General features: G+C 67.6%; 18 protein-coding genes and 4 pseudogenes. 15 read left to right on the top strand and 7 right to left on the bottom strand.

Going from position 1 to position 24711, the window contains the following annotated elements; all coding sequences use genetic code 11:
• Window positions 1–38: 38 nt before the first annotated feature.
• Genes ACSJDS_RS07105 through ACSJDS_RS07090 form a run of 4 tightly spaced genes read left to right on the top strand, consistent with a single transcriptional unit; the run spans window position 39 to window position 3111 of the window.
• On the top strand, window positions 39–1343 hold the full coding sequence (locus ACSJDS_RS07105) for a CmpA/NrtA family ABC transporter substrate-binding protein (RefSeq protein WP_473032653.1): 1305 nt from the start codon (window positions 39–41) through the stop codon (window positions 1341–1343).
• Between the two features lie 25 nt (window positions 1344–1368).
• Window positions 1369–1581 carry a hypothetical protein gene (locus ACSJDS_RS07100; RefSeq protein ID WP_473032652.1) on the top strand — a complete coding sequence of 71 codons (213 nt, stop codon included), beginning with the start codon at window positions 1369–1371 and terminating at the stop codon, window positions 1579–1581.
• A 41-nt stretch (window positions 1582–1622) separates the two neighbouring features.
• A complete protein-coding gene (ntrB, locus tag ACSJDS_RS07095; protein ID WP_473032651.1) occupies window positions 1623–2222 on the top strand; it encodes a nitrate ABC transporter permease in 600 nt (199 codons plus the stop codon).
• Window positions 2223–2232: 10 nt separating this feature from the next.
• Entirely contained in the window at window positions 2233–3111 is an 879-nt protein-coding gene (locus tag ACSJDS_RS07090; RefSeq protein ID WP_473032650.1) for an ABC transporter ATP-binding protein, read from the top strand.
• A 64-nt stretch (window positions 3112–3175) separates the two neighbouring features.
• Here the strand turns inward: ACSJDS_RS07090 and ACSJDS_RS07085 are convergent, their stop codons facing one another.
• The 5 genes and pseudogenes from ACSJDS_RS07085 to ACSJDS_RS07065 all read right to left on the bottom strand — a co-directional run bounded on the left by ACSJDS_RS07085 (window position 3176) and on the right by ACSJDS_RS07065 (window position 7849).
• Complete coding sequence (locus ACSJDS_RS07085; protein WP_473032649.1) at window positions 3176–3547, bottom strand: AtuA-related protein; 372 nt, start codon at window positions 3545–3547, stop codon at window positions 3176–3178.
• Between the two features lie 77 nt (window positions 3548–3624).
• Complete coding sequence (locus ACSJDS_RS07080; protein ID WP_473032648.1) at window positions 3625–4938, bottom strand: acyclic terpene utilization AtuA family protein; 1314 nt, start codon at window positions 4936–4938, stop codon at window positions 3625–3627.
• Window positions 4935–6571, bottom strand: a pseudogene (locus ACSJDS_RS07075) (TRAP transporter permease). The gene ACSJDS_RS07080 and the pseudogene ACSJDS_RS07075 overlap by 4 nt, the downstream one beginning before the upstream one ends.
• Before the next feature lie 307 nt (window positions 6572–6878).
• Complete coding sequence (locus ACSJDS_RS07070) at window positions 6879–7100, bottom strand: TAXI family TRAP transporter solute-binding subunit (RefSeq protein ID WP_473032647.1); 222 nt, start codon at window positions 7098–7100, stop codon at window positions 6879–6881.
• The gene (locus ACSJDS_RS07065) at window positions 7043–7849 is read right to left on the bottom strand and encodes a TAXI family TRAP transporter solute-binding subunit (protein WP_473032646.1); all 807 of its coding nucleotides are present in this window, start codon (window positions 7847–7849) and stop codon (window positions 7043–7045) included. The genes ACSJDS_RS07070 and ACSJDS_RS07065 overlap by 58 nt, the downstream gene beginning before the upstream one ends.
• Window positions 7850–7979: 130 nt before the next feature.
• On the opposite strand from ACSJDS_RS07065, the gene ACSJDS_RS07060 reads away from it, so the two are divergent.
• From ACSJDS_RS07060 to ACSJDS_RS07010, 11 genes and pseudogenes are all read left to right on the top strand, one after another.
• On the top strand, window positions 7980–8909 hold the full coding sequence (locus tag ACSJDS_RS07060; protein ID WP_473032645.1) for a LysR substrate-binding domain-containing protein: 930 nt from the start codon (window positions 7980–7982) through the stop codon (window positions 8907–8909).
• An 83-nt stretch (window positions 8910–8992) separates the two neighbouring features.
• Window positions 8993–10099: a histone deacetylase family protein gene (locus ACSJDS_RS07055; protein ID WP_473032644.1), complete on the top strand. Its 1107-nt coding sequence runs from the start codon at window positions 8993–8995 to the stop codon at window positions 10097–10099.
• Between the two features lie 51 nt (window positions 10100–10150).
• Window positions 10151–10576 (top strand): GFA family protein, encoded by a 426-nt coding sequence (locus ACSJDS_RS07050; protein WP_473032643.1) that lies wholly within the window; start codon window positions 10151–10153, stop codon window positions 10574–10576.
• Between the two features lie 89 nt (window positions 10577–10665).
• Entirely contained in the window at window positions 10666–11148 is a 483-nt protein-coding gene (locus ACSJDS_RS07045) for a redoxin family protein (protein WP_473032642.1), read from the top strand.
• Window positions 11149–11256: 108 nt separating this feature from the next.
• Complete coding sequence (locus tag ACSJDS_RS07040) at window positions 11257–12105, top strand: ATP-binding protein (RefSeq protein ID WP_473032641.1); 849 nt, start codon at window positions 11257–11259, stop codon at window positions 12103–12105.
• Window positions 12102–13463, top strand: a complete 1362-nt coding sequence (gene nosR, locus ACSJDS_RS07035) for a response regulator c-di-GMP phosphodiesterase, NosR family (RefSeq protein WP_473032640.1) — start codon at window positions 12102–12104, stop codon at window positions 13461–13463. The genes ACSJDS_RS07040 and nosR overlap by 4 nt, the downstream gene beginning before the upstream one ends.
• A gap of 16 nt (window positions 13464–13479) precedes the next feature.
• On the top strand, window positions 13480–14598 hold the full coding sequence (locus tag ACSJDS_RS07030) for a hypothetical protein (RefSeq protein ID WP_473032639.1): 1119 nt from the start codon (window positions 13480–13482) through the stop codon (window positions 14596–14598).
• A gap of 209 nt (window positions 14599–14807) precedes the next feature.
• Window positions 14808–17536: pseudogene (locus ACSJDS_RS07025) on the top strand (sensor domain-containing protein); the annotation flags it as partial.
• 60 nt (window positions 17537–17596) lie between these two features.
• Complete coding sequence (locus ACSJDS_RS07020) at window positions 17597–18094, top strand: response regulator (protein WP_473034989.1); 498 nt, start codon at window positions 17597–17599, stop codon at window positions 18092–18094.
• Between the two features lie 122 nt (window positions 18095–18216).
• Window positions 18217–18594, top strand: a complete 378-nt coding sequence (locus ACSJDS_RS07015; protein ID WP_473032638.1) for a hypothetical protein — start codon at window positions 18217–18219, stop codon at window positions 18592–18594.
• Window positions 18510–20618 (top strand): putative bifunctional diguanylate cyclase/phosphodiesterase, encoded by a 2109-nt coding sequence (locus ACSJDS_RS07010; RefSeq protein ID WP_473032637.1) that lies wholly within the window; start codon window positions 18510–18512, stop codon window positions 20616–20618. The genes ACSJDS_RS07015 and ACSJDS_RS07010 overlap by 85 nt, the downstream gene beginning before the upstream one ends.
• Here ACSJDS_RS07010 and cobA read toward each other — a convergent pair.
• A pseudogene (gene cobA / locus ACSJDS_RS07005) lies at window positions 20597–21546 on the bottom strand (uroporphyrinogen-III C-methyltransferase). The gene ACSJDS_RS07010 and the pseudogene cobA overlap by 22 nt on opposite strands.
• Window positions 21506–24246, bottom strand: a pseudogene (locus ACSJDS_RS07000) (nitrate reductase). Before ACSJDS_RS07000 ends, cobA begins: the two co-directional pseudogenes overlap by 41 nt.
• Window positions 24247–24711 lie beyond the last annotated feature (465 nt).

The following is a 24711-nucleotide window of genomic DNA, read 5'->3' as shown; positions in this document are numbered from 1 at the left end:
TTTATTTGGCCAGACACTTCTAATTGGGAGCCATACCCATGAACAAGACCAACAAAGGCGGCCCTGCACTCGACCGCCGCCGTTTTCTCAAGCAGACCGCCAGCGTCGTGGGCGGTACCGCCCTGCTCAGCAGCCTGCCGCTGAGCTGGGCCATGGCCAGCGGACGGCCGGAAACCACCTCGGCCAAGCTCGGCTTCATCGCCCTGACCGACGCCGCTCCGCTGTTCGTGGCGGTGGAGAAGGGCTTCTTCGCTGCTCACGGCATGACCGACGTGGAGGTCCTCAAGCAGTCCTCCTGGGGCACCACCCGCGACAACCTAGTGCTGGGCTCCCAGCGCAACGGCATCGATGGCGCCCATATCCTCACGCCAATGCCCTACCTGATTGCCAGCGGTGCCATGACCCCCAACAACGTGCCGGTACCCATGAGCATCCTGGCGCGGCTCAATCTCAACGGTCAGTGCATTTCGGTGGGCCGCGAGCATGCCGATCTCGAGGTGCGGCTCGACACCGCCGAGTTCGCCCAGGCCATCGCCGCCAAGCGCGCCGGCGGTGACGCGGTCAACGCTGCCATGACCTTCCCCGGCGGCACCCACGACTTGTGGATTCGCTACTGGATGGCCGCTGGCGGCCTCGATCCCAATCGCGACATTTCGACCATCGTGGTGCCGCCGGCGCAGATGGTGGCCAACATGCGCGTTGGCAGCATGGAAACCTTCTGCGTCTGCGAGCCGTGGAACCAGCAGCTGATCAACCAGGGCATCGGCTACACCGCCAATACCACCGGCGAGCTGTGGAACGACCACCCGGAGAAGGCGTTTGCCATGCGCAGCGACTACGTCGAGGCCCATCCCAACGCCACCCGGGCGCTGCTGATGGCGATCATGGAAGCGCAGATGTGGTGCGAGGACCCGGCCAACCACGAGGAGATGGCCCAGATCTGTTCGCGCCGGCGCTGGATCCACGCCCCGTATGCCGATCTGATCGACCGTATCCAGGGCAACTTCGATTACGGCACCGGCCTGGTGATCGAAGACCACCCGCAGCGCATGCGCTACTGGCAGCACCACGCCTCCTACCCCTACAAGAGCCATGACCTGTGGTTCCTCACCGAGAACCAGCGCTGGGGCTACCTGCCCCAGGACTTCGACAGCCGGGCGCTGATCGAGCAGGTCAACCGCGAGGACCTGTGGCGCGAGGCGGCCGCGTCGCTCGGGGTCGACGCTGCCGACATTCCCGACTCCACCTCCCGCGGCGTGGAGACCTTCTTCGACGGCAAGACCTTCGATCCCGAGAATCCCCAAGCCTATCTCGACAGCCTGGCCATCAAGCGCCTCGCCTGACCTCGCACGAGAAGGAGACATCCTCATGAATAGCGTGCAACGCAGCAATACCCTGGCCAAGCCGGCCGCCCTCGCCTGGTCCCCCGACTTCGTCGCCCTTCAGCAAGCGCTGGTGCAGCGGGTGCTGCCACCGGTGGTGATCATCGCCCTGCTCGGCGCCCTGTGGGAGCTGCTCTGCTCCTCCCCCGGCGCCGTGCTGCCGCCCCCTCCCAGGTACTGCGCGATACCTGGGAGCTGATCGCCAACCCCTTCTACGACCACGGCGGAAACGACGTGGGCATGGCCTGGCAGATACTCGCCAGCCTCGAGCGGGTGGCCTATGGCTATGCCCTGGCCGTGGTGGCAGGCATCGCGCTGGGCGTGCTGGTAGGCCAATCGACCTGGGCCATGCGCGGCCTCGACCCAGTGTTTCAGGTGCTGCGCACCGTGCCGCCCCTGGCCTGGCTGCCGATCTCGCTGGCCGGGTTCCAGGACAGCGCGCCCTCGGCAATCTTCGTGATCTTCATCACCGCCATCTGGCCGATCATCATCAACACCTCGGTGGGCATCCGTAACATCCCCGAGGACTACCGCAACGTGGCCCGGGTGCTGCGCCTCAACGGCCTGGAGTACTTCACCCGCATCATGCTGCCCGCCGCCGCTCCCTACATCTTCTCGGGGCTGCGCATCGGCGTCGGCCTGTCGTGGCTGGCCATCGTCGCCGCCGAGATGCTGATCGGCGGCGTGGGCATCGGCTTCTTCATCTGGGACGCCTGGAACGCCTCGATGATCAGCGACATCGTGCTCGCCCTGATCTATGTCGGCATCGTCGGCTTCATCCTCGACCGCCTGGTCGCCTTCATCGGCAACCGGGTGACCCGCGGCACCGCCCAAGGCTGAGGAGAACAACATGAGCAACCGCTACCTGAGTATCGAAAACGTCGACATGACCTTCTTCGCCAAGGGCACGCAGAGTCAGGTGCTCAAGGGCATCGACCTGGCCGTGGACCGCGGCGAGTACATCTCCATCATCGGCCATTCCGGCTGCGGCAAGTCGACCCTGCTCAACATCGTCGCCGGGCTCACCGAATCCACTTCCGGCGCGGTGATCCTCGACGGCAAGGAGGTCAACTCGCCGGGCCCCGACCGCAGCGTGGTGTTCCAGAACCACTCGCTGCTGCCCTGGCTCACCGTGTACGAGAACGTGGCCCTGGCGGTGAACAAGACCTGTCGCACCAAGAGCAAGGCCGAACGCCACGCGTGGATCGTCAAGAACCTGGAAATGGTGGGCATGGGCCATGCGCTGGACAAGCGCCCGGCGGAGATATCCGGCGGCATGAAGCAGCGCGTGGGCATCGCCCGCGCACTGGCCATGGAGCCCAAGGTGCTGCTGCTCGACGAGCCCTTCGGCGCCCTCGACGCCCTGACCCGCGCCCACCTGCAGGAGGAGGTGATGCGCATCCAGGACGAGCTGGGCAATACCGTGATCATGATCACCCATGACGTGGACGAGGCGGTGCTGCTTTCGGACCGCATCGTGATGCTGACCAACGGCCCCTCGGCATGCATCGGCGAGATACTCGACATCGACCTGCCCCGCCCCCGCGACCGCATCGCCCTGGCCGACGACCCGCGCTACAACCACTACCGCCAGGAGGTGCTGCGCTTTCTCTACGAGAAGCAGCGCAAGGTGGAGAGCCTGGCCCAGCGGCGCGGCGCCGGCGCCGTCGGCGAGAAGGAGAAAGACCAGAAGGAGAAAGCCAAGGAGAAACGCATGGCCAAGGCGTAAACCTCGCCCTGCTCCTGCGCCAACGGGCCACCTTTGGGTGGCCCGTTGGCGCGTTGAGCCGACCTTAAAGGTCGTCTTCTGCGAGCGTCACGCTCATGCTCAGCAGTAAATAGGAGAGCGTCTTGCCGTGGCCATCCAGATTGAGGGCGCCATTGACCCCGCCCTGCAGCACGTCATCGATCACCAGGTTCATTCCTGACAGGGTCGGCATCGGATAGCGGCGAACCTGGGTTGCGCCGCGATGGTCGAACAGGGCCAGTACCCGCTCTTCGGTGATTTGGGCCAGCAGCGTCTCGTAGTGGCGAGGGTCATAGGCGAATACGGCCAGATTGAGCCGGTCACCCTTGTCGCCGGCCCGCGCATGGGCCAGGCGGTGCAGTGGCACGCTAAGGGTCTCGACTTGCGGCTCGAGCGGGGTCAGGTCAACTCGCGACATCGCCTTGGCTCCTTTCTGCATAAGGGCTCGCGGAATAGAGACTCGCGGAGGGAGTGACGTCCTGGCGACGCACTAGATCAGGAGGCGGTACACACGCGCCTTTGGAACTGGCGTCTCACCCCGCCACCGCCCGCCGGGCCGGCGCAGTAGAGGGCTAGCAGCTCCTGGGTGGCACGCTCGACCCAGCGCCGTTCGACATGCTCGGCGGCGAGTCTCAGGCGATAGTCACCGCTGTCGGTCATCATGGCCATCCGCTGCAGGACCCCCGCATCCCCGTCGAAGACGCTGGCATGACCCACCACATCCAGTCGCGTGCGCAGTTCAGGCGGGGCGCGGAAGGTGAGGCGCTCTCGCAGCACCTCGGCCGCCAGCTGCGCCCGCGCCAGGGCGTTGGGGCCGGCGTAGGAGATCTCCGCCTCCCCCTGCCAGCCGCCCTCGTAGCAGACCGTGGTCTTGAGCCTCTGGGGGGCCGGCTTGCCACCTATACCTCTCACCGCCACCCGATCGGGGCCGATCTGCTCCACCCGCACGGCGGAAAGATCCACCACCACATCGGGGGTCAGGTAGTTGGCCGGATCATGGACTTCGTAAAGCAGCTGCTCCTTGACGGTACGCTCGGTCACGCAGCCCCCGGTACCCGGCGGCTTGGTCACCACCAGGCTGCCGTCCGCCTCCACCTCGATGATCGGGTACCCCACCGTGGCCAGGTCCGGCACATCCTTGAAGCCGGGGTCGGCGAAGTAGCCGCCGCTGACCTGGGCCCCGCATTCGGCGAGGTGTCCAGCCATCATGCCGGCGGCCAGGCGATCCCAATCGTTCCAGGCCCAGCCGAAATGATGCACCAGCGGGGCAAGGAAAAGCGCCGGGTCGGCCACCCTACCGGTCACCACCACCTCGGCCCCTAGCGATAGCGCCTCGGTGATAGGTGCCGCCCCAAGATAGACATTGGCCGATATCAGCGCTGACTCCCCGGGCAACTCGCGGTGCTCGGCTTCCCAGCGCTGCAGGTCAAGAGTCGCCATCCGAGTGCGGATATCGTCGCCCTGAACCCGGCCGATACGGACCTGGGCATATCCCGCCTGCGCGGCTAGCCTGGCCACCACCTCACAGGCGCCTTCCGGGTTGGCCGCGCCAAAATTGCCCAGTACGGATATGCCGTTGGCCAGACAAGCTTCGAGCACCGGCTCCAACAGCTCAGCCAGCAGCGGCTCGAACCCGGCACAGGGGTCCTCGCGCATGGCCCGGTGCGCAGCGGCCAGGGTGCGCTCGCCCAGGGTCTCGAAGACCAGCGCGGCGGGCTGGCCGCGGCAGATCAGCTCTTTCACCACGGGAATGGCGGCATCGGTGCGGTCGCCGGAAAAACCGGCGCCGCTGCCCAACAGAAAGGTCATGAGTGGCTCTCCTTGGGCGCCAGGCCATGCTTGGTTTGCGACGGCGGCCGAGCCTCCCCTGTGGAAGCCACGCTCGCCTGCTGACGGCGCCTGGCATAGAGTCCCGCCAGCACGAGCAAGGCGCCCAGGGTGGTCAACCAGCCCGGGGTCAAGGCCAGACCCACCACCAGCATCAGGCTCACCGCATCCAGCCACCGGCTACCGGTGATCGCCACCCGCGACATCAGCGACGCAAAGGCCAGAACGAACGCCACGCCCTGGGAGATCGCCAGCAGGATATCGAAGGCGCTGCCGAAGCCGGCCAGGGCGGGATAGATCAGCAGCAGGAAGGGAATCACGTAGATCGCCGCCGCCAAGCGCACCGCCTCCCCCGCCGCCGGCAGCCAGTTGGTGCCGGCGATACCCGCGGCGACGAAGACCGCCACGCAGACCGGCGGCGTGATCACCGACAGGGTGGCGAAGTAGAACACGAAGAGATGGGCGATCAGCGGCTCGACGCCGATGGTGGTCAGCGCCGGCGCCAGCACCGAGGCCACCAGCACATAGGCCGCGGTGGTGGGAATGCCCATGCCCAGGATCAGGCAGACGCCGCCGACGATGAAGGCCACCAGGAACAGCGACTGGCCGCCGACGTTGACGATCAGGCTGGCCAGGGTCACACCGATCCCAGTCATGCCGATCATCGCCACGAGTATCTGGGCACCGGCCAGCAGCACCCCGATGATCACCATGCCCCGCCCGGCATCCATCAGCCCGGAGAGCAGCTTGCCGGCGATCTCGCGCAGCGGCATCCTCGCCAGCAGGGCGAAGGGCACGAAGGTGAGCAGCGTCATCAGGATGCCGTAGAAGGCCGACATCTGGATCGAGCGCCCGGAGAGCACGCCGTAGAAGAGCCCGCCCAGCGCCGCCAGGATGGGAATGATCCGCTCCGGGCTCAGCACATCCGGCCAGCTCGGCAGCTCGTCGTCGGGCACCACCTGCAGATTGCGGCGCTTGGCCACCAGGTGGATGGTCAGAAAGACCCAAGATAGAAGAGCGCCGCCGGCAGCAGCGCGGCAAGCGCGATGCGCAGGTAACTCTCGCCGAGGATCTCGGCCATGATGAAGGCCGCGGCCCCGAGAATCGGCGGCGCGATCTGGCCGCCGGTGGAAGCCACCGCCTCCACGCCCGAAGCGAAGGGTCGCGGATAGTTGAGCCGCTTCATCATCGGGATGGTGAAGTTGCCGGTGGTGGCCACGTTGGCCACGGCGCTGCCGCTGACCATGCCGAACAGGCCCGAGGCCACGGTGGCCACCTTGGCGGCCCCACCCGGCGAGCGCCCGCTGATCCGCAGCGCCAGATCCATGAAGGTCTGACCGCCGCCGGTGTGCAGCAGCAGGCAGCCAAACAGCACGAAGGCCGCAATGGTGGTGGCGGCCACGCCGACCAGCATGCCCCATACGCCCAGATCCCCCAGGTAGAGGGTCTCGGTGATGTAGTAGACATCGAAGCCGCGGTGGCCAAGCGGCCCGGGAATAACGGCCCCCAGCCAAGCATAGGCCAGGCCGGCCACCACCAGCAGCGGGAAGATCACCCCGATGGCCCGGCGCGAGAGCTCCAGGATCGTCACCAGCAATACGCCGGTGAACAGCATGTCCCGGGGCGAGGCCCAGGGGAGCTCCACCAGAATACGGTCATGATTCATGGCCACATAGCCGCAGGCCAGCACCACCCCGGCCGCCATCGTCAGGTCCGCCGCCAGCCCCAAGGGGCGCCAGCGCTTGCCGGCGCCCAGGGGATAGACGGTCAACCCCAGCAGGATGACCAGCGCGAGAAAGATGCTGCGCTGAACCAGGCTCTCGAAGGGGCCGGTGGCCGACGTGTAGAGAATCAGCCCGCCCAGCAGCAGGGCCAGCAGTTTGGTCAGGTTCGCGCGCATGGCAGACACCTTTGGGTAGGCGTTACTGGGCAGGCTGCAGGGCCTCGGGGATCTCGTGGCCCTGCTCCTCGAAGTAGCGGGCCGCACCGGCATGCAGGGGCACGGTGCCGACATCGAGGGTCATCTGCGCCAGGTCAGCGTCACGCACGGCGGAAAAGGCGTTGGCCTGGGGCTCGGGATTCTCCATCACCGCCTTGACGATCTGGTAGGCGGTCTCCTCGTCGAGATCCGGATGGGCATGCACGGCCACGCCGAAGGCCCAGGTGGTATAGGCGGGATACCCTCGCCGGCGCCTTCCGGCACATCGACGATGGCCACATCAGGCATCTCCTCACGCAGCGTCTCGGCCTGCTCGTCGGACAGCGAGAGCACGCTGATCGGCGTGAAGGTAGCGATGTCGAGGCTCGAGCCGTCGAGGCGGTTACCGACCCCGGACTTGGCCGAGCCCATCACCCGCCCATCCTTCATGGCATCGACGATGTCGGTGGTCGAGCCGCGCACGTAGTTGGGCGAGATCCCCAGGGTGCGCATGACGGCCTCGGTGGTCTTCTCGGTGGCAGAGCCGGTGATGCCCGGATTGAAGCGCACGCCTTCCAGCTCTTCCAGGGTGGCCACCTCGGCATCCTGGCGCATCACCACGTTCTGGGGCGCCACGGTGTAGACCCACAGCAGGCGACTATCCACGGGGCGACCCTCGAAATCCTCCTGGCCGGCATAGGCATGGTAGCCGGTGTTGGTCGTCACCAGCCCCATGTCGATCTGATTGCGGCCGAGGCGACGCAGGTTGTCCACGGTAGCGCCGGTCTCAGCCACCGAGGAGCTGACGCCATCGAGCTGGCTGTTGATGATCTGGTTGACCGCCACGAAGTAGCCGTAGTGGCTAGACGAACTGGAGGTCGAACCGATCAGCAGACGCTCGTTGGCCTGCACGGCCGTGGTGGAAGCAGCAATGACGGCGGCACTGGCCGCCACGGCGGTGAACAGGGTTCTCATGATCGGCTCCTCGGCCCGCGGTGCGGGCTTGTTGTTGTCACATCGCGGTGGGGAATTTCCCAATAGCAGGATGGAAGGGGACAGAAATTTTGTATATTGAATAGTTTTTAAATTCTGTTTTACTTTCTAAATGAACCCCAGCATCAAGCAGCTCAAGGCCTTCGTCGCCGTGGCCCAGTCCCGAAGCCTCGCCGAGGCGAGTGATCGCATCCATCTGTCTCAGCCGGCGATCTCCATTACCCTTCGCAAGCTGGAAGAGACGGTTGGCGGGCCGCTGTTTTCGCGCACCGCTCGTCAGCTCGCCCTGACGCCGGAGGGCGAGGCATTCCTGCCGGTGGCGGTACGGCTGCTCCATGACTGGGAAGACGCCTTTTCCGACCTGGGTGAGCGCTTCACCAAACAGCGCGGCAAGATCACGGTGGCCGCCCTTCCCACCCTCGCCGCGGGGCTGCTGCCGCGCATCATTGCGGCCTTCCACGCCCGCTATCCGCGCATCAACTTCAGCCTCCACGATGTGCTGGCCGAACAAGTCAATCAGATGGTGCGCGAGGGCCGCGCTGATCTGGGGCTGTCGGTGCCGCCCCAGCAATCGGAGGATCTCGGTTTCGAACCGGTGCTGGAGGATCGCTACGTGGCGGTCTGCGCGCTGGGTCACCCACTGCTCGAACAGGAAACCATCGCCTGGGCGCAGCTGTCGGGACCCCCCTTCATCGGTATCAACCGTCTTTCCAGCTCCCGCCAAGACATCGATGACATCATGGAGGCGGTGGGCCATCCCCTGGATATCCTCTGCGATGCCAGTCAGATCGCCACTGTGGGCCGCATGGTGGCCGCTGGGCTGGGCATCAGCGTGCTGCCGTCGCTGAGCTTTCGCCAGATTGCCGCGGAGGGCATCGACCACCGACCGCTGGTCTCACCCACCATTCGACGCGAGCTCGGCATCGTGATGCGCCGGCGCGATCCGCTGTCTGCGGCCGCCGCCGCCTTCAAGGCGATGATTCAGGACGACCATCTCGCTTCCTTGGCCGACGGGGCTCCCTCCTATCGACGCGACAGCTGACGCTCCGGCGTCTATCCTTCGACAGGTAGGATGCAACCGGCGGGCGCGGCCTGGCCCGCCGAGGAACCCAGGGAGCGCCAAGCGTGGTCGATGAGACCCCCGTGATCGCCTTCTTCGATGAGCGCACGCTGGCCCATCAGCCGGACAGCGATGCCGCCTTCGTTCCCGGCCGCATGGACCGGCGTATTCGCCAGCTGCTGTCGGGGCTCGGTGTACCCTGGAAATACCCCGAGCACCCCGGCCGTCTCGTCGCCATCCGCCAACTGCTGGAGCGCGAGCCTATCGACGGGCTGCGCTTCGAGGCCGGGCGCGCCGCCACCCGCGAGCAGCTGGCTCGGGTGCATACCACCGGCTACCTGGATCACCTGCTCAGGCTGCGCGGCCAGAGCGCCTGGCTCGATGTGGATACCACCGCCGTCTCGCCGGGCAGCATCGAGGCCGCGGAGGTGGCCGCCGGTACCGCCATCGCCGCCGTGGAGGCCGTGACCCAGGGACGCGCCCGCCACGCCTTCGCGCTGGTGCGCCCACCCGGCCATCACGCCGAGCCGGTTCGTGCCCGCGGCTTCTGTCTGTTCAACAACGTGGCGGTAGCCGCCGCCCACGCCCAGGCGGCGCTGGGCTGCGAGCGCGTGCTGATCGTCGACTGGGACGCCCACCACGGCAACGGCACCCAGGACATCTTCTGGGCCGACCCCAGCGTGCTGCTGTTCGACCTGCACCGCGCCGCCCCCTTCTATCCGGGAACGGGTAAGCTCGAAGAGGTCGGCGTGGGCCTCGGCGAAGGCACCACCCTGAATGTTCCGCTGCCGGCGGGCGCCGGCGACCAGGCTTACCTCAAGGCCTTTCACGACATCCTGGTGCCGGCCACCGAGTGGTTTCAGCCAGACCTGATCCTGGTCTCGGCGGGCTTCGATCCTCACTGGCACGACCTGGCGCTGAACGTTTCCTACGAAGGATTCGCCGCCATGACCGGCATCCTTCAGGCACTGGCCGCCACCCACTGCGAGGGGCGCCTCGCCTTCGTGCTCGAAGGGGGCTACAACCTGGAATCGCTGGCCCGCGGGACCCATGCTGTACTCAGGGTACTGGCGGGAGGCGAGGTACCCGAGCCCGGCATCTGCGGCGTGGCCGAGGTGGCGGCGGCCGCCGCCTTCCACCGCCCGGCCTTTCTTCCCGAACAGAACCCCTGAACGCGGCCGCCCCTGGCGGCCATAAGCGCAGCCCAACCACAGGAGACGACCATGAGACACGACAGCATGACCGCCCGCGGCAGCTGCCTTTGCGGCGCCGTCACCCTGGCCGTGGAGGCCCACAAGCAGAATCTCGGCGCCTGCCACTGCCGCATGTGTCGCACCTGGGGCGGCGGCCCGCTGCTGGCGCTTGAGTCGGTGACCCGGGTGGAGATCGAGGGTGAAGACAACGTCAGCCTCTACCCCTCCTCGGACTGGGCGGAGCGGGCCTTCTGCCGGCGCTGCGGCACCCACCTCTTCTATCGCCTGAAGACCGGTGACCACTACGCCGTGCCGGTAGGGCTGGTGGACAACGGCGAAGCCTGGATCTTCGATACCCAGATCTTCATCGACGAGAAGCCCGCGTTCTACACCTTCGCCAACCAGACCCAGGACCTGACCGGTCAGCAGGTGTTCGAGGCCTACCAGGGAGAGTAAACGACGGCCCCTCGATCGACTGGACACACCGCGAGAGTCCAGTAGGCTGGCAGAGAGCCACTCCGGCCCGATCGACCAGGAAGCTGCCGATGCCTCTCACCACGGGTGACACCCTGCCCGACGTTTCCCTCAAGACCCACGGCGCCCAAGGCCTCGAGGAGATCGCCACCGGCGCTCTGTTCGCCAGCAAGCGGGTGGTGCTCTTCGCGGTGCCCGGCGCCTTCACTCAGGCCTGCTCCGAGACCCACCTGCCCGGCTTCGTGGTCAAGGCCGATGAACTCTTCGCCCGTGGGGTCGACACGGTGGCCTGCCTGGCGGTCAACGACGCCTTCGTGATGCGGGCCTGGCAAAAGAGCCAGAACGCCGAGGCGATCCTGATGCTGGCCGACGGCCATGGCGACTTCACCCGTGCCGTGGGCATGGAGAACGACCGGCGCGCCGCCGGCATGGGCATACGCAGCCTGCGCTATGCACTGATCGCCGAGGACGGCGTGGTGCGCTATCTGGGCGTCGATACCGAACGCGGCGTGGTCGACCAGAGCAGCGTCGACGCCATCCTCGCGCAGCTGTAGCCCGGGCCGCGCTGCCCTGCCTCAAGCTCGGCGCCGGCTGGCCGATAAGGCGTATATCGTGCAGGATCGCTCATTCGCGATGAGGCCTGCGATGGCCAAGGAGGCAAGATGCAGGAGCACGACACCACTGAGCTGCTGCACCAGCTGGAGCAGGCCAACAGCCAGCTGCTGCAGTCCGAGAAGCTGGCCTCCATCGGCCAGCTGGCCGCCGGGGTCGCCCACGAGATCAACAACCCCATCGGCTACGTCTTCTCCAACCTCAAGACGCTGACCGACTACGTGGGCGACCTGGTGCGCATCATCGACGCCATCGACGACGCCACCCACCTGGACGACCTGCGCACCCTCAAGCAGCGCCTGGAGTATGGCTATATCCGCGAGGACGTCCAGGCGCTGCTTGGCGAATCCGAGGAGGGTCTCGAACGGGTCAAGAGCATCATCGGTGCCCTCAAGGACTTCTCGCATATCGAGGAGGAGGACTTCGTCGAGACCAACCTGCACCGAAGGCTCGATACCACCCTCAACCTGGTCAACAACGAGCTCAAGTACAAAGCCGAGGTGGTCAAAGCGTACGGCGACCTGCCGCCGGTCGAGTGCCTGCCCTCCCAGATCAACCAGGTGATACTCAACCTGCTGACCAACGCCGCCCAGGCCATCGACGGACGCGGGCAGATCACCCTGCGCACCGGCCGGGAGGGCGAGCGGGTGTGGTTCGAGATCGAGGACAGCGGCCGCGGCATCCGCCCCGAACATCGCGAACGGCTCTTCGAGCCCTTCTTCACCACCAAGCCGATCGGCGAAGGCACCGGGCTCGGTCTGGCGCTCTCCTTCAGCATCGTGCGCAAACACGGCGGGCAGATCGAGGTCTCAAGCGAGGTCGACCAGGGCAGCCGCTTTCGCGTCTGGCTGCCCATTCGCCATGCTAACGGCTCCACCCCGGAGGGCGTTGCCCCATGATGTCAGATGCCACGCGCCCCGCCGCCGAAGCCAGCCTGCTGCTGGTCGACGACGAACCCCACGTGCTCTCGGCACTGCAGCGCGCATTGCGCCGGGAGGGCCATCGACTGCTCACCGCCACCAGCGGCGAGCAGGCCCTGGCACTGCTGGAAGCGCAAGCCGTCGACCTGGTGATCTCCGACTCCCTGATGCCGGGCATGGATGGCGCCGAGCTGTTGAGCCGGATTCAGCAACGCCGGCCGGACTGCCTGCGCATGCTGCTCACCGGGCGCGCCGACCTGGCGGCCACGGTGCGCGCCATCAACGAAGGTCACATCTACCATTTCATCGCCAAGCCCTGGAGCGACGACGAGCTGCGCCTGACGATTCGCCAGGCCCTGGCGCATCAGCAAGCCGAGCGCGAGCAGCAGCGGCTGGAAGCCCTCACCCGGGCGCAGAATCGCGAGCTCATAGAGCTCAATGCCACCCTGGAGCAGCGCGTCGAGGCCCGCACCCAGGAACTGCAGCAGGTGGCCGACATGCTGGATGCCGCCTACGGCGAGCTCAAGCAAAGCTATGTCACCGCCACCCAGGTCTTCTCCTCGCTGCTCAACCAGCGCCTGCCGCGCCATTTGCAGACCAACGCTCAGGTCGGCGACCTGATCAAGGCGTTTGGCGAGACCCACGGCCTGGAGGAGGAGCTGCAGCGGGAGCTCCAGATGGCCGCCGCCCTCTACAACCTGGGCAAGCTGACCTGGAACGACCACCTGATCCAGACCCCTGCCCAGCGGCTTTTCATCAAGGAGCTGGCGGCCTACCAGCGCTATCCGGAGACCGGGGAAAGCCTGCTGATGAGCCTCGAGCCGCTCCAGGGTGCCGCCAGGATCATTCGCCACCACCGCGAGCGCTGGAACGGCAGCGGCTACCCCGACCACTTGAAGGGGGAAGCGATCCCCTACGGCGCCCGCCTGCTGGCCCTGGCGGTGGACTTCATCGAACTGCAGCGCGGCATGATCCTGCCGCGCCGGGTGCCCCGCGAGGATGCCCTGGCGCTGCTGCGCAAGTTCTCCGGCCGGATCTATGACCCCGCCCTGTGCAAGCCCTTCGTGGCGATATGCATCGAACAGGCCCCCGACCTGGGCCTCGCTGGCAAGAAAGTGCTGTCGCTGCCCCCGCGCAAGCTGGAACCGGGCATGACGCTGGCCCAGGACCTCCACTCGCTGAACGGGCTGCTGCTGTTGAATCAGGGCAAGGCGCTGACCCGCCAACTGATCGACAAGCTGATCCGCCTGGAGGAGCTGGAAGACACCCGGTTCTCCCTGCTGGTACACCCGCCAGAGGCAACCGCCGACGACTCTCCGCCTCCCCAGTCGACCTAGCGGAAACCATAGCCACATGCCAGCGAAGTCCCTAACGCACAGCTCCCTTATCTACCTGGTGGCGATCACCTGCCTGGCGATCGGCGCCTTCGCGCTGCTGGACGCCTGGCTCCAGGCCTTCCCGGCCGCCTCCCGCGCGCTGATCCATCCCGACGGCGGGCTAGCCACCGCGCTGCTGGGCCTCGCCCTGCTGCTGTCGCTGCATGGCTGCAGGCGGCTCGCCAGCGTTGCTGCCGCAGGGCAGCTCGCCACCGCGGCCGCCAGCCCCTGGCTCGCCGCCGACACCAGCATGCCCCACGCCATGGCGCTGATGTTCGCCCTGCTGGCCATCGGCCTGCTGCTGCTTGGCCATCGCGGCTCGCGGTCGCTTGGCATCTGTCGCTGGCTGGGCCGGGGACTCGCCCTGGTCGGCGGTCTATTTTTGCTCACCGGCTGGCTCACCGGGCTACCCGAGGCGCTCTTCACCCACTACCACACCGCGGGCATTGCCGCCCTGGTGATCCTCTTCGCCGGCCTGTCGCTGGTCCATCTGGCACAGCCCAACCGCCCCCCCTCGCCCCTGCCGGCATCCCGGTCGATTGCCGCCGGTGTGCTGGGTGCCCTGCTCTCGGTGGGCGGCTGGTATCTATTCAGCAGCCAGAGCCTGCAGCGCATCGATCAGGGGGGTGAGTTCGCCATCGCCCAGAGCGAGGCCACCATTCAGCGCACCCTGGCGGAGCACATCCGCCTGATGCATCGTCAGGTCGGACGCTGGGAGGTCCTGGGCCGGCTGCCGGAGACGCCCCTCTGGCAGCACGAGCTGGAAAGCTACCTGGACGACTACCCGTCGCTGGGCTTCATTGCCCTGCTGGATGACAGCCCGGCCACCTGGCGCCTGGAGTCCCGGCACCCCGGCATCGATGCCGCCTGGCTCGACGACACCCTGAGCCATCCCATCCTGGACGGATGGCTCACCGCCAGCCAGCACGACCGCCAGCAACGCCTGAGCCCACTCATCCCAGGCCCCGAGGGCGAAAGCCGCATCCTGCTGGCCCTGCCGCTGGCACTACCCGACCACCCCGACCACTGGCTGCTCACCAGCCTTGACATCCCCACCCTGCTGGGCAGAGAGATCCCCATACGGGCCGGTACGTGATCCAGCTGAGCCAGGACGACAACCTGCTGTTCTCCAGTAGGCCGGTCAACGCCACCCATGACCTACGCCCGATTGGCAGCACGGTCCTGGCGCTGCCGGGCGAGGCGCGATGGACTCTCTCTGCCCAGCTGCCGCGGCAGCAGCTGGTGCAAAGCGCCCTGCTGCCCAGCGGCCTGCTGCTCAGCGGCCTGCTGCTGACCCTCCTGCTGATGACCAGCCAGGAACTCTATCGGCTCTCCAACGAACGTCGGCGCCACCTCGACAACAACCACCGGGCGCTGCGCAAAGTCCTTCAGCAGCGCGACCAGTTTTTCACCCTGTCGCTGGAGCTGTTCTGCCGGGTGAGCCTGGAGGGGCGCTTCCTGCAGGTGAATCCGGCCTTCCAGCAGCAGCTCGGCTACGCCCCCGAGGCGCTGATCGGCCATCGCTACAGCGAACTGATCATGGCAGAGGACCACGACCTGATCGCCGCAGCCATCCAGCAGCTGGCCCAGGGAGAGCGGGTCACGCAGTTGGAAACGAGGATCATCGATGCCCAGGGCGAGGTTCGCTGGGTGGAGATCAACGCCGACCTGGGCGAGGAGGAGGTCATCTACGCGGTGGCCCGCGACATCACCCAGCGCAAGCGCAGCGAGATGCAGCGCCTGCACGACCAACGGCTGTTCCAGATCGCAGGGCGCACCGCCCAGATCGGCGGCTGGTATCTCGACCTGGACGAAGGCGGGCCCGTCTGGTCAGACGAAGTCTGCCACATTCACGACGAAGCGCCCGGTTTCCAGCCCAGCCTGGAAGGCGCTATCGGCTACGATGATCCCGATTGTCGCCCACGGCTGCGGGAGGCCGTCGAGGGCTGCATCACCCGAGGGGAACCGTTCGACGAGGAGTTCGGGATCGTCACCGCCAAGGGGCGGCAGCGCACGGTGCGGGTAATCGGCGAAGCGGTACGCAACGACCGGGGCCAGATCACTCGCATGCAGGGCTCCACCCAGGACATCACCGACTACAAGCGCCTGAAGCATGAGGTCTCACGGCTCGCCGAGCGGCTGACCACCACCCTGGAGAGCATTACCGACGGTTTCTTCACCCTCGATACCCAGTGGCGCTTCACCTACCTCAACCAGGAAGCGGAGAAGATGCTGCGCCATCGGCGCGACCGCCTGCTGGGCAAGAGCCTCTGGGAGGCCTTCCCCGAGGCCCGCGGCACCCTCTTCGAATCGGAGTATCAGCGAGCGATGGCCGAGGGCGTCAGCGTCGCCTTCGAGGAGCACAACCCGCGCCTCGACCTTTGGGTGGAGGTGCACGCCTATCCCTCCGCGGAGGGGCTCGCCGTCTATTTTCAGAACATCAACGAGCGCAAGGCGGCGGAGAGCCAGCTGCGCATCCTGGAGCGCAGCGTGGAGGCCAGCATCAACGGCGTGGTGATCGCCGATGCCCGCCAGCCCGACAACCCGATCATCTATGTCAATAACGCCTTCGAGCAGATCACCGGCTACACCCAGGAGGAAATGATCGGCCGCAACTGCCGCATCCTGCAGGGCGACAAGACCGATCCCGGCGCCCGCCAGTCCATCCGACAGGCGCTCCTGGCCCATCGCAAGCTGCACGTCACCGTGCTCAACTACCGCAAGGACGGCACCCCCTTCTGGAACGATCTCTATATCTCCCCGGTACACGACGAGCAGGGCGAGGTCACCCACTTCATCGGCGTGCAGAGCGATATCTCCACCCAGCGCGAGTACGAATCGAAGCTCGCCTACCACGCCAGCCACGACGCCCTGACCGGGCTGCCCAACCGCACCCTGCTGGAAGATCGCCTGGAGCAGAGCTGCCAGTTCGCTCGTCGCCACGCCCGCAGCCTGGCGGTGCTATTCCTCGATCTGGACGAGTTCAAGCCGATCAACGACTCGCTGGGTCACGAATTGGGTGACCGCATCCTGGTCGAGGTGGCGCGGCGCCTGGAGCAAGGGGTGCGCCCCGGCGACACCGTGGCGCGCTTCGGCGGCGACGAGTTCGTGGTGCTGCTGCCCGACCTGGCCCATCAGGACGATGTACTGATCGTCGTCGAGCGGCTCCTCGATACCATCGCCCGCCCCTACCGCGACGACAGCGGCGAGCTGCGGCTCACCGCCAGCATCGGCATCGCCATGGGAGAGGGCGAGATACGCCAGCCCACGCGGCTCATCCAGCAGGCCGACCTGGCGATGTACAAGGCCAAGCGCCAGGGCCGTAACACCTACCAGTGGTACACACGAGACCTCAATCACAAGGTGAGCGAGCGGGTCGCCCTGCGCAATGCCCTGCAGCGCGCCATCGACGATCAGCAGTTCGAGCTGCACTATCAGCCGCAGGTGCATGGCGTCACCGGCTCGATCCTCGGCTTCGAGGCGCTGATTCGCTGGTGCCACCCGGAGCGCGGCTACATATCGCCCATCGATTTCATCAGCCTGGCCGAGGATACCGGCCAAATCATCCCGATCAGCCAGTGGGTGCTCACCACCGCCTGCCGGGACAACGTCTACCTCAACGGCCTGGGGCTTGGCGACTTCGTCATGGCGGTCAACGTCTCGCCCATGCAGTTCCATCGCCCGAACTTCCTCGACGGTATTTCCCAGGCCCTGGAGGCCTCCCGGCTGTCCCCTCGCTGCTGGAGCTCGAGCTCACCGAGGGGGTGCTGATGGACGGTTCCGGGAGCGCCATCGACAGCCTCCACGCGCTGCGCAAGCGCGGCATCCAGATCGCCATCGACGACTTCGGCACCGGCTTTTCCAGCCTCAGCTATCTGAAGCAGCTGCCCATCGACAAGATCAAGATCGACCGTTCCTTCGTGCGCGAGGTGATCAGCGACCACCGCGACGCCGCCATCGTCCAGGGCATCCTCTCCATGGCGAGCCCGCTGCAGCTCAAGGTGGTAGCCGAAGGGGTCGAGACCCAGGCCCAGCTTGCCTATCTCAAAAAACACCTCTGCGATGCCTTTCAGGGCTACCACTTCGCCCGCCCCATGCCGCTGGCCGAACTGGAGCCCTTCCTGCGTGAGCACCAGGCCACCCAGCAGCTGCAGCAGGCGCACCAGCACGGCGACGAGGGCCGCCAGACGCTGCTGCTGCTCGACGATGAAGCCAACATCCTGCGCGCCCTGACCCGGACCCTGCGGCGCGACGGCTACCGTATCCTCACCGCCGAGACCGCCCAGCAGGCCTTCGAGCTGTTGGCCACCGAGGAGGTGCAGGTGATCATCAGCGACCAACGCATGCCGGGCATGAGCGGCACCGAGTTCCTGGGGCAGGTCACCGAACTCTACCCCCAGACCCTGCAGATCGTGCTCTCCGGCTACACCGACCTCAAGACAGTCACCGCCGCGATCAACGAGGGCGCCATCTACAAGTTTCTCACCAAGCCATGGGACGACGATGAGCTGCGGCTGGTGGTCCAGCAGGCCTTCCGCAAGGCCGCCAGACGCAAGGTTCGGGAACAGGCGCATGGGCATCAGGACGGCTAGGCCATCTGCCCCTTCAGCGCCAGCGTTGAATGCCTCGGTGCTGGGCCCCGTGCCAGGTTGCTAAGGTGGAAGCAGCGGGGAGGTCGCCGGGGCGACACCTCCCCCGACTCCGAGGGGCTGCGATGCAATGGCGAAAGGGGCGTGAAGGCGGCTGGGATCCACAGCGCTGGAAGATGTTCTCGCTGATCGCCGGCCTGCTGCTGCTGGCGGCGCTGGGCACCGGGTTCAACCTGGTCGTGGTACAGATGCAGGCGGCGGCCTCCGCCTATGTCAGCGGCGAGAGCATCTGGTCGCGGGCCCAGGTCTCCGCGGTTCAGTATCTCGAGCGCTATGCCCTGACCGGCGACGCCGATACCCTGGCACAGGCGCGCGACTGGCTGAGATCCCGCTGGGGGATCTGCAGGCGCGCCAGGCCATGGAGGCTGACGAGCTGGACCGCGAGGCGGCCCGGGACGGGCTCTTACAGGGCCGCAACCACCCCGATGACATCCCCAACATGATCCGGCTGTTCCGCCACTTCGCCGAGGCCCCCTACTTTCGCGAAGCGGTGGCGGTGTGGCGCGACTCCGACCCCTACATCCTCGAGCTCGGCCGCCTGGCCGACCGACTGGAAGCCGAATGGCAGTCGTCCTCCCCATCTTCGGCGGCGCTGTCACGGCTGCGCGCGCGCCTTCACCAAGTCGACCAGGCGCTCGCTCCCCTCAGCGCCACCTTTCGCCAGGCCATCGGCGATGCTGCCCGCTGGCTGGGGCAGCTCCTGACCGCTGCCAGCGTGCTCTTCCTGCTGGTGCTGGGCCTGATCGCCTGGCTGCTGGGCTGGCGCCTGACCCGGGCGCTGACCGCCGCCGAACGCGCCTTCCGGGCCACTTTCGAGCAGGCGGCAGTGGGCATGGCCCTGGTGGATGACAAGGGCCGCCTGCTGGACGTCAATCAGGCCCTGTGCCAGATCCTTCGCTACCCGCGCCCCCATCTGCTCGGCCAGCGCTACCCCGACCTGGTGCATCCCGAAGACCAGCAGATCGGCCGTCAGGAGCAGCGCCGCATCCGCGCCCGCGAACTCGACAGCTACACCATCGAGCATCGACTGCTGCGCGGTGACGGCGACACGGTGTGGGGCAAGCTGACGGTGTCGAAGATCCGCGATGACCACGACCTGAGCGCCTGCCATGTGGCCATTCTCGAGGATGTCTCCGAACCGCGCCGGCTCTCCGCCAGGCTCCAGTACGAGGCCAACCACGACCCCCTCACCGGGCTCTACAACCGCCGCGCCTTCGAACGCAGCGTGGCGGAGGTGCTGCGCCAGTCGCGGACCGAAGGGTCCATCCATGCGCTGTGCTTCGTGGATCTCGATCAGTTCAAGGTGGTCAACGACACCGCCGGCCATGTCGCCGGCGATCAGTTCCTGCGCCAGATCGCCGACACCCTGCACCGCCAGCTGCGCGAGGGCGACCTGCTGGCCCGCCTCGGCGGCGACGAATTCGCCATCATCCTCGAAGACTGCGACATGCAGGGCGCCCATGAGGTCACCGAGAAACTGCGCGCCGCCGTGGCCAATACCCGCTTTCGCTGGGAAGAGAGCACCTTCAGCGGCGGCTGCAGCATCGGGGTGGTGCTGATCGATGCCGAGAGCCTCGACCCCGGCAACCTGCTGCGGGCCGCGGATATCGCCTGCTACCTGGCCAAGGAGCAGGGCCGCAACCGGGTCTACCTGCTGCGCGAGGACGACCGGCAGTTGGCCGAGCGACGCGGCGAGATGGCCTGGCTGAGTCGCCTTCGCGACGCCCTGGAGGAGCGGCGCCTCTACCTGGACGCCCAGCGCCTGGTCAGCCTGGAGCGGCCGGCGGCGCTACGCTATGAGGTCCTGGTGAGACTGCTCGATGAACAGGGCGGCACGGTCCTTCCCGCCGCCTTTCTCCCTGCCGCCGAACGCTTCGGGATGGCCCACCAGATCGACTGCTGGGTCATTGAGGAGGTCTGCCGCCAGCTGGCCGCGCACCCCGCGCACCTGGCCTCCCTGGAGGCCTGCCATATCAACCTCTCCGGACGCTCCTTCGATCACGAGGAGTTTGCGGACTTCGTCATCGGCATGCTCGACCGCTACGCCCTGCCCGCCGCAAAGCTCTGCTTCGAGATCACCGAAACCGCCGCCGCCCGCAACCCTCTCGACATCAACGCCTTCATGGCGCGGCTCGCGGAGCGGGGCTGCACCTTCGCCCTGGACGATTTCGGCGCCGGGCTCTCCTCGTTCGGTTACCTGCGCCGACTGCCGGTGGACTGCCTCAAGATCGACGGCACCTTCGTTCGCAACATCGCCAACGACGATACCGACCTGGCGATGGTTCGCGCCATCAACGAGATCGGCCAGACCCTCAACAAGACCATCGTCGCGGAGTACGTGGAGACCGGCGAGGCCCGGACGCTGCTCGAAGAGATGGGCGTGCACTATGTTCAGGGCCACGGCGTCCATCGACCCTGTCGCTTCGAGACGCTGCTGGCCAGCCGTCAGCCAGCGCCGGTGCGCTGAGACCTGCCAGCCGAGCCGAGTGCCGCCGGGCTCTGCGCCACCATGCGCACCACGCTGCCCACCACGATCAGGCAGGGCGAGGGCAGCGGCTTTGCCGCCAGCCTCTCGGGCATATCGGCCAGGGTGCCTACCAGCGACGCCTGCTCCGGCAGGCTGGCGTTGGCCACCAGCATGATCGGCCAGTCGTCGGGCAGCCCGGCCTGGCGCAGCCCCTGGCAGATCGCCTCGACCTTGGTCAGCCCCATGTAGAAGATCAGCGTCTCGTCCCGGCGTGCCAGGGTGTGCCAGTCGGGCTCGCCGTCGGCGCGGCACCGCTGCGCGGTGACGAAGCGCAGCTGCTGGGCGTGGGCCCGGTCGGTGAGCGGGATGCCCATGCCGGCGGCGGCCGCCGAGGCGGCGGTGATGCCCGGCACGATCTGGGCGGGCACGCCCGCCTCGCCCAGGGCGGCCAGCTCCTCGCCCAGGCGCCCGAACATCCCCGGGTCGCCGCCCTTGAGGCGCACCACCGACTTGCCCTGCCCCGCCAGCTTGACCAGCAGCGCGCCGATCTCGGCCTGGGGCACGCTATGGTGGCCGCGCGCCTTGCCCACGTAGTAGCGCTCGCGGCCGGGGGAATCAGCGCCAGCACCTCGTCGCCCACCAGGCGGTCGTAGACCACCGCGTCGGCCTCGCCGAGCAGGCGGGCGGCCTTGAGGGTCAGAAGCTCCACGTCGCCGCTTCCCGCGCCTACCAGGTAGACCCGGCCGGTGCGGCCCTCGCCGCCCAGGCTCGCGTCGTCCGCCGGGGTGCAGCAGTGCGCCGCGCTTCGGGGCGAGCGCAGCAGGCCGCCCAGCCCGTTCAGGCGTGACAGGGCGCCCGCCACCGGCGCCATCCGCCCGAGAGCAGGCTCAGGCCACAGCAGAGTCTTCAGTCGGCTCAGCGCACGCATGGGCCTTCTCCTCTTCGATCAGCGATTTCAGCTCGGGAATGCAGCTGCCACACTGGGTACCGCAGGCCAGCCGGGCCCCCAGCGCCTCGACGCTGGCGTCGCCGCCGCGAATGGCCTGGAGGATGCAGCGCTGACCGACCTGATGGCAGCTGCACACCACCGGGCCGCTGTCGGCGGCGCCGTCGTCGCAGCCGGCCAGCAGGCGGCGCCGGCGCTCGGCGGACAGGGCCTCGCCCCGGGCCGCCTCGGCGAAGCGCTCGTCGAGCCAGGCCAACCCCGGCAGCTCCCCGGCGGCCCCACCATCAGCCACCAGCGCAGGCGACCGTCTTCGATGCCGGCGGCGCGCAGGCGCCGGGCGGCGGGGTCCTCCAGCCAAAGCGACGGGGCCACCGGCAGGTGGCGCGCCAGCCAGGCCAGCCAGTCACGCTCCGCACTCGCCGAGGCACCGGCCAGCTGCCAGCGCTGGCCATGGGCAAGGGGGATACGCGCCCAGTAGGCGCTCTCCTCGCACCAGTCGGGACTCACCACCAGGTCATCGGCCACCAGCAGGGTGGCCTGCCAGGCCACCGGCAGCGGCTCGAGCGCCACCGCCCCGTGCTTGGACTCGGGCTGGCCCGAGACCGGATCGAGGAGGGCCTCGAGCAGGCCGCCCATGCGCGCGCTGCCGCTGAACCGGTCGCTCCAGTGCATAGGCACGAACACCTCGCCGCGGCGCTGACCCTTGGCGAGCCGCACCCGCCCCCGGTAGCCGCCCCCGGCGCCGGTGAGCCGGGCCAGCTGCTGGTCGCTGACCCCAAGTCTCGCGGCATCGTCGGGATGGACCTCGATAAAGGGCTCGGCGCGGTGGTTCATCAGCCGCGGCGCCCGGGCGGTGCGGGTCATGGTGTGCCACTGGTCGCGGATGCGTCCGGTGTTGAGGCGCAGCGGTCGCGCCACGGAGAGCCTCTGCTCGGGGCCGCGCGGGCGCACCGCCACCAGCCGCGCCAGGCCGTTCGGCGTGGCGAAGCGGCCATCCTCGAAGAGCCGCGCGGTGCCCCGGGGCGCGGCGGCGGTGACCGGCCACTGGATCGGCGCCAGGGCATCGTACGCGGTGCGGTCGAGCCCGGCCAGCCCGGAGATATCGAACAATCGCACGCCGCCACCCGGGGCGTCGGCAGCATTCTCGAAGCCCGAAAGCCGGGCATGCTCGGCGAATATCTCGCAAGGATGCGAGTAGTCGAAGGCCTCGCCATAGCCCAGGCGCCTGGCCACCTGGGTGATGATCCACCAGTCATGCTGCGCGTCTCCCGGCGGCGGCAGGATACCCCGCTGGCGGGAGATGCGCCGCTCGGAGTTAGTCACGGTGCCGTCCTTCTCCGACCAGCTCGAGGCCGGCAGCACGATATCGGCATAGGCCAACAGGTCGGTATCGGTCACGCACTCGGAGACGATCACCAGCGGGCACTTGGCCAGCGCCGCCCGCACCCGGTCGACCCGGGGCAGGCTGACCGTCGGGTTGGTGGCCATGATCCACACCGCCTGCACCTCGCCGCGCTCGATCGCCTCGAACAGTGCCACCGCCTTGTGGCCGGGCCCTTCGGGCAGGGTCGGGGTGAGCGTGGCGGTGGTCCAGAAGCGGGTGACCCGGTCGAGGGCCCCGGGGCTGTCGTAGTCCATGTGGGCGGCCAGCTGGTTGGCCAGCCCGCCCACTTCGCGGCCGCCCATGGCGTTGGGCTGGCCGGTGATGGAGAAGGGCCCGGCGCCGGGCAGGCCGAGCTTGCCGCCGGCCAGGTGGCAGTTGATGATGGCGTTGCCCTTGTCGGTGCCGCTGCTCGACTGGTTGACCCCCTGGGAGTAGAGGGTCACCACGTGCAGCTGGCTGGCGAACCAGTAGTAGAAGGTCTCCAGGCGCTCCGGGTCCAGATCGCAGTCGGCGGCCACCGCGGCCACCGAGACGTCGTCTTCCCGGGCCGCGGCCAGCGCCTCCTCGAGGCCCTGGGTGTGGCGCTCCAGATAGACCCGATCGAGCCGGCCCTTGTCGGCCATCCAGGCCAGCAGGCCGTTGAACAGCCGGGCGTCGCTGCCGGGCTTGATGCCCAGGTAGAGATCGGCGATCTCGCAGCTGTCGGTGATCCGGGGGTCGATCACCACCACCCGCATCAGCGGATTGCGGGTCTTGGCCACCTTGAGGCGCTGATAGAGCACCGGATGGTTCCAGGCCAGGTTGGAGCCCACCAGCACCACCAGCTCGGCCTCCTCGAGGTCCTCGTAGCTGCAGGGCACGGCATCGGCGCCGAAGCTGCGCTTGTAGGCGGCCACCGCCGAGGCCATGCAGAGCCGCGAGTTGGTGTCCAGGTGCGGGGTGCCGAGAAACCCCTTGAAGAGCTTGTTGGCGACGTAATAGTCCTCGGTGAGCAGCTGACCGGAGAGATAGCTCGCCACGCTCTCCCGCCCGTGGCGCGCCTGGGTCGCCGCCAGCCGCTCGGCCACGGTGGCAAGCGCGGTCTCCCAGTCCACCTCGACGCCGTCGACCCGGGGCCGGGTGAGCCGGCCGTGATCGCCCAGCGTCTCGTGCAGGGCCGAGCCCTTGACGCACAGTCGGCCGTAGTTGGCGGGATGATCGCTATCCCCGGCCACGGCGGCGATTCGCTCGCCGTCGACCTCTGCCACCACGCCGCAGCCGACGCCGCAATAAGGGCAGGTAGTTTTTGCCTGGTGCATGCCGTTCTCCTGGTCGGGGTCGGTCGGAAACGCAGACGCCCATCAACGGCTACCTTGGTAGACAGACGTTGATGGGCGTCGTTGCCGCATCTGAAGGGGGACTTGCAAAGGGCATCTGCAAAGAGCGTTTGCAAAGCGTGTGCCAGAAGCCGCTTTCCCCTCCCCTACCAGTGAGCTGAGTGTGATCGCAGGGTATCCGAGGCGTAGCGTGACGCCGGCGATTCGCACCAGCGGCTGCCGCCAGGTGCACTGCTTGCACCAAACCAGTGCCGACTCGGCGCCGCGGCGTAGCCCTTACCCGCGCCGTTGCCGCGGCGCGTCGGCTCTCGGGATGCTGGAATGCATCTTGCATACCCCTGGGCAGACGTGACTTCCCACCAATGACGACACTGCCATGCCCCCCCAGACCGCTACTTTAAAGGTGCTGCTAGTCGACGACGAGGTCGTACGCGCCGCCATGGTCGA

This window comes from Halomonas sp. SL18_1 (assembly GCF_055755715.1).
The sequence above is the reverse complement of the archived record's forward strand: the minus strand, read 5'-3'. Positions and strand labels throughout refer to the sequence as shown.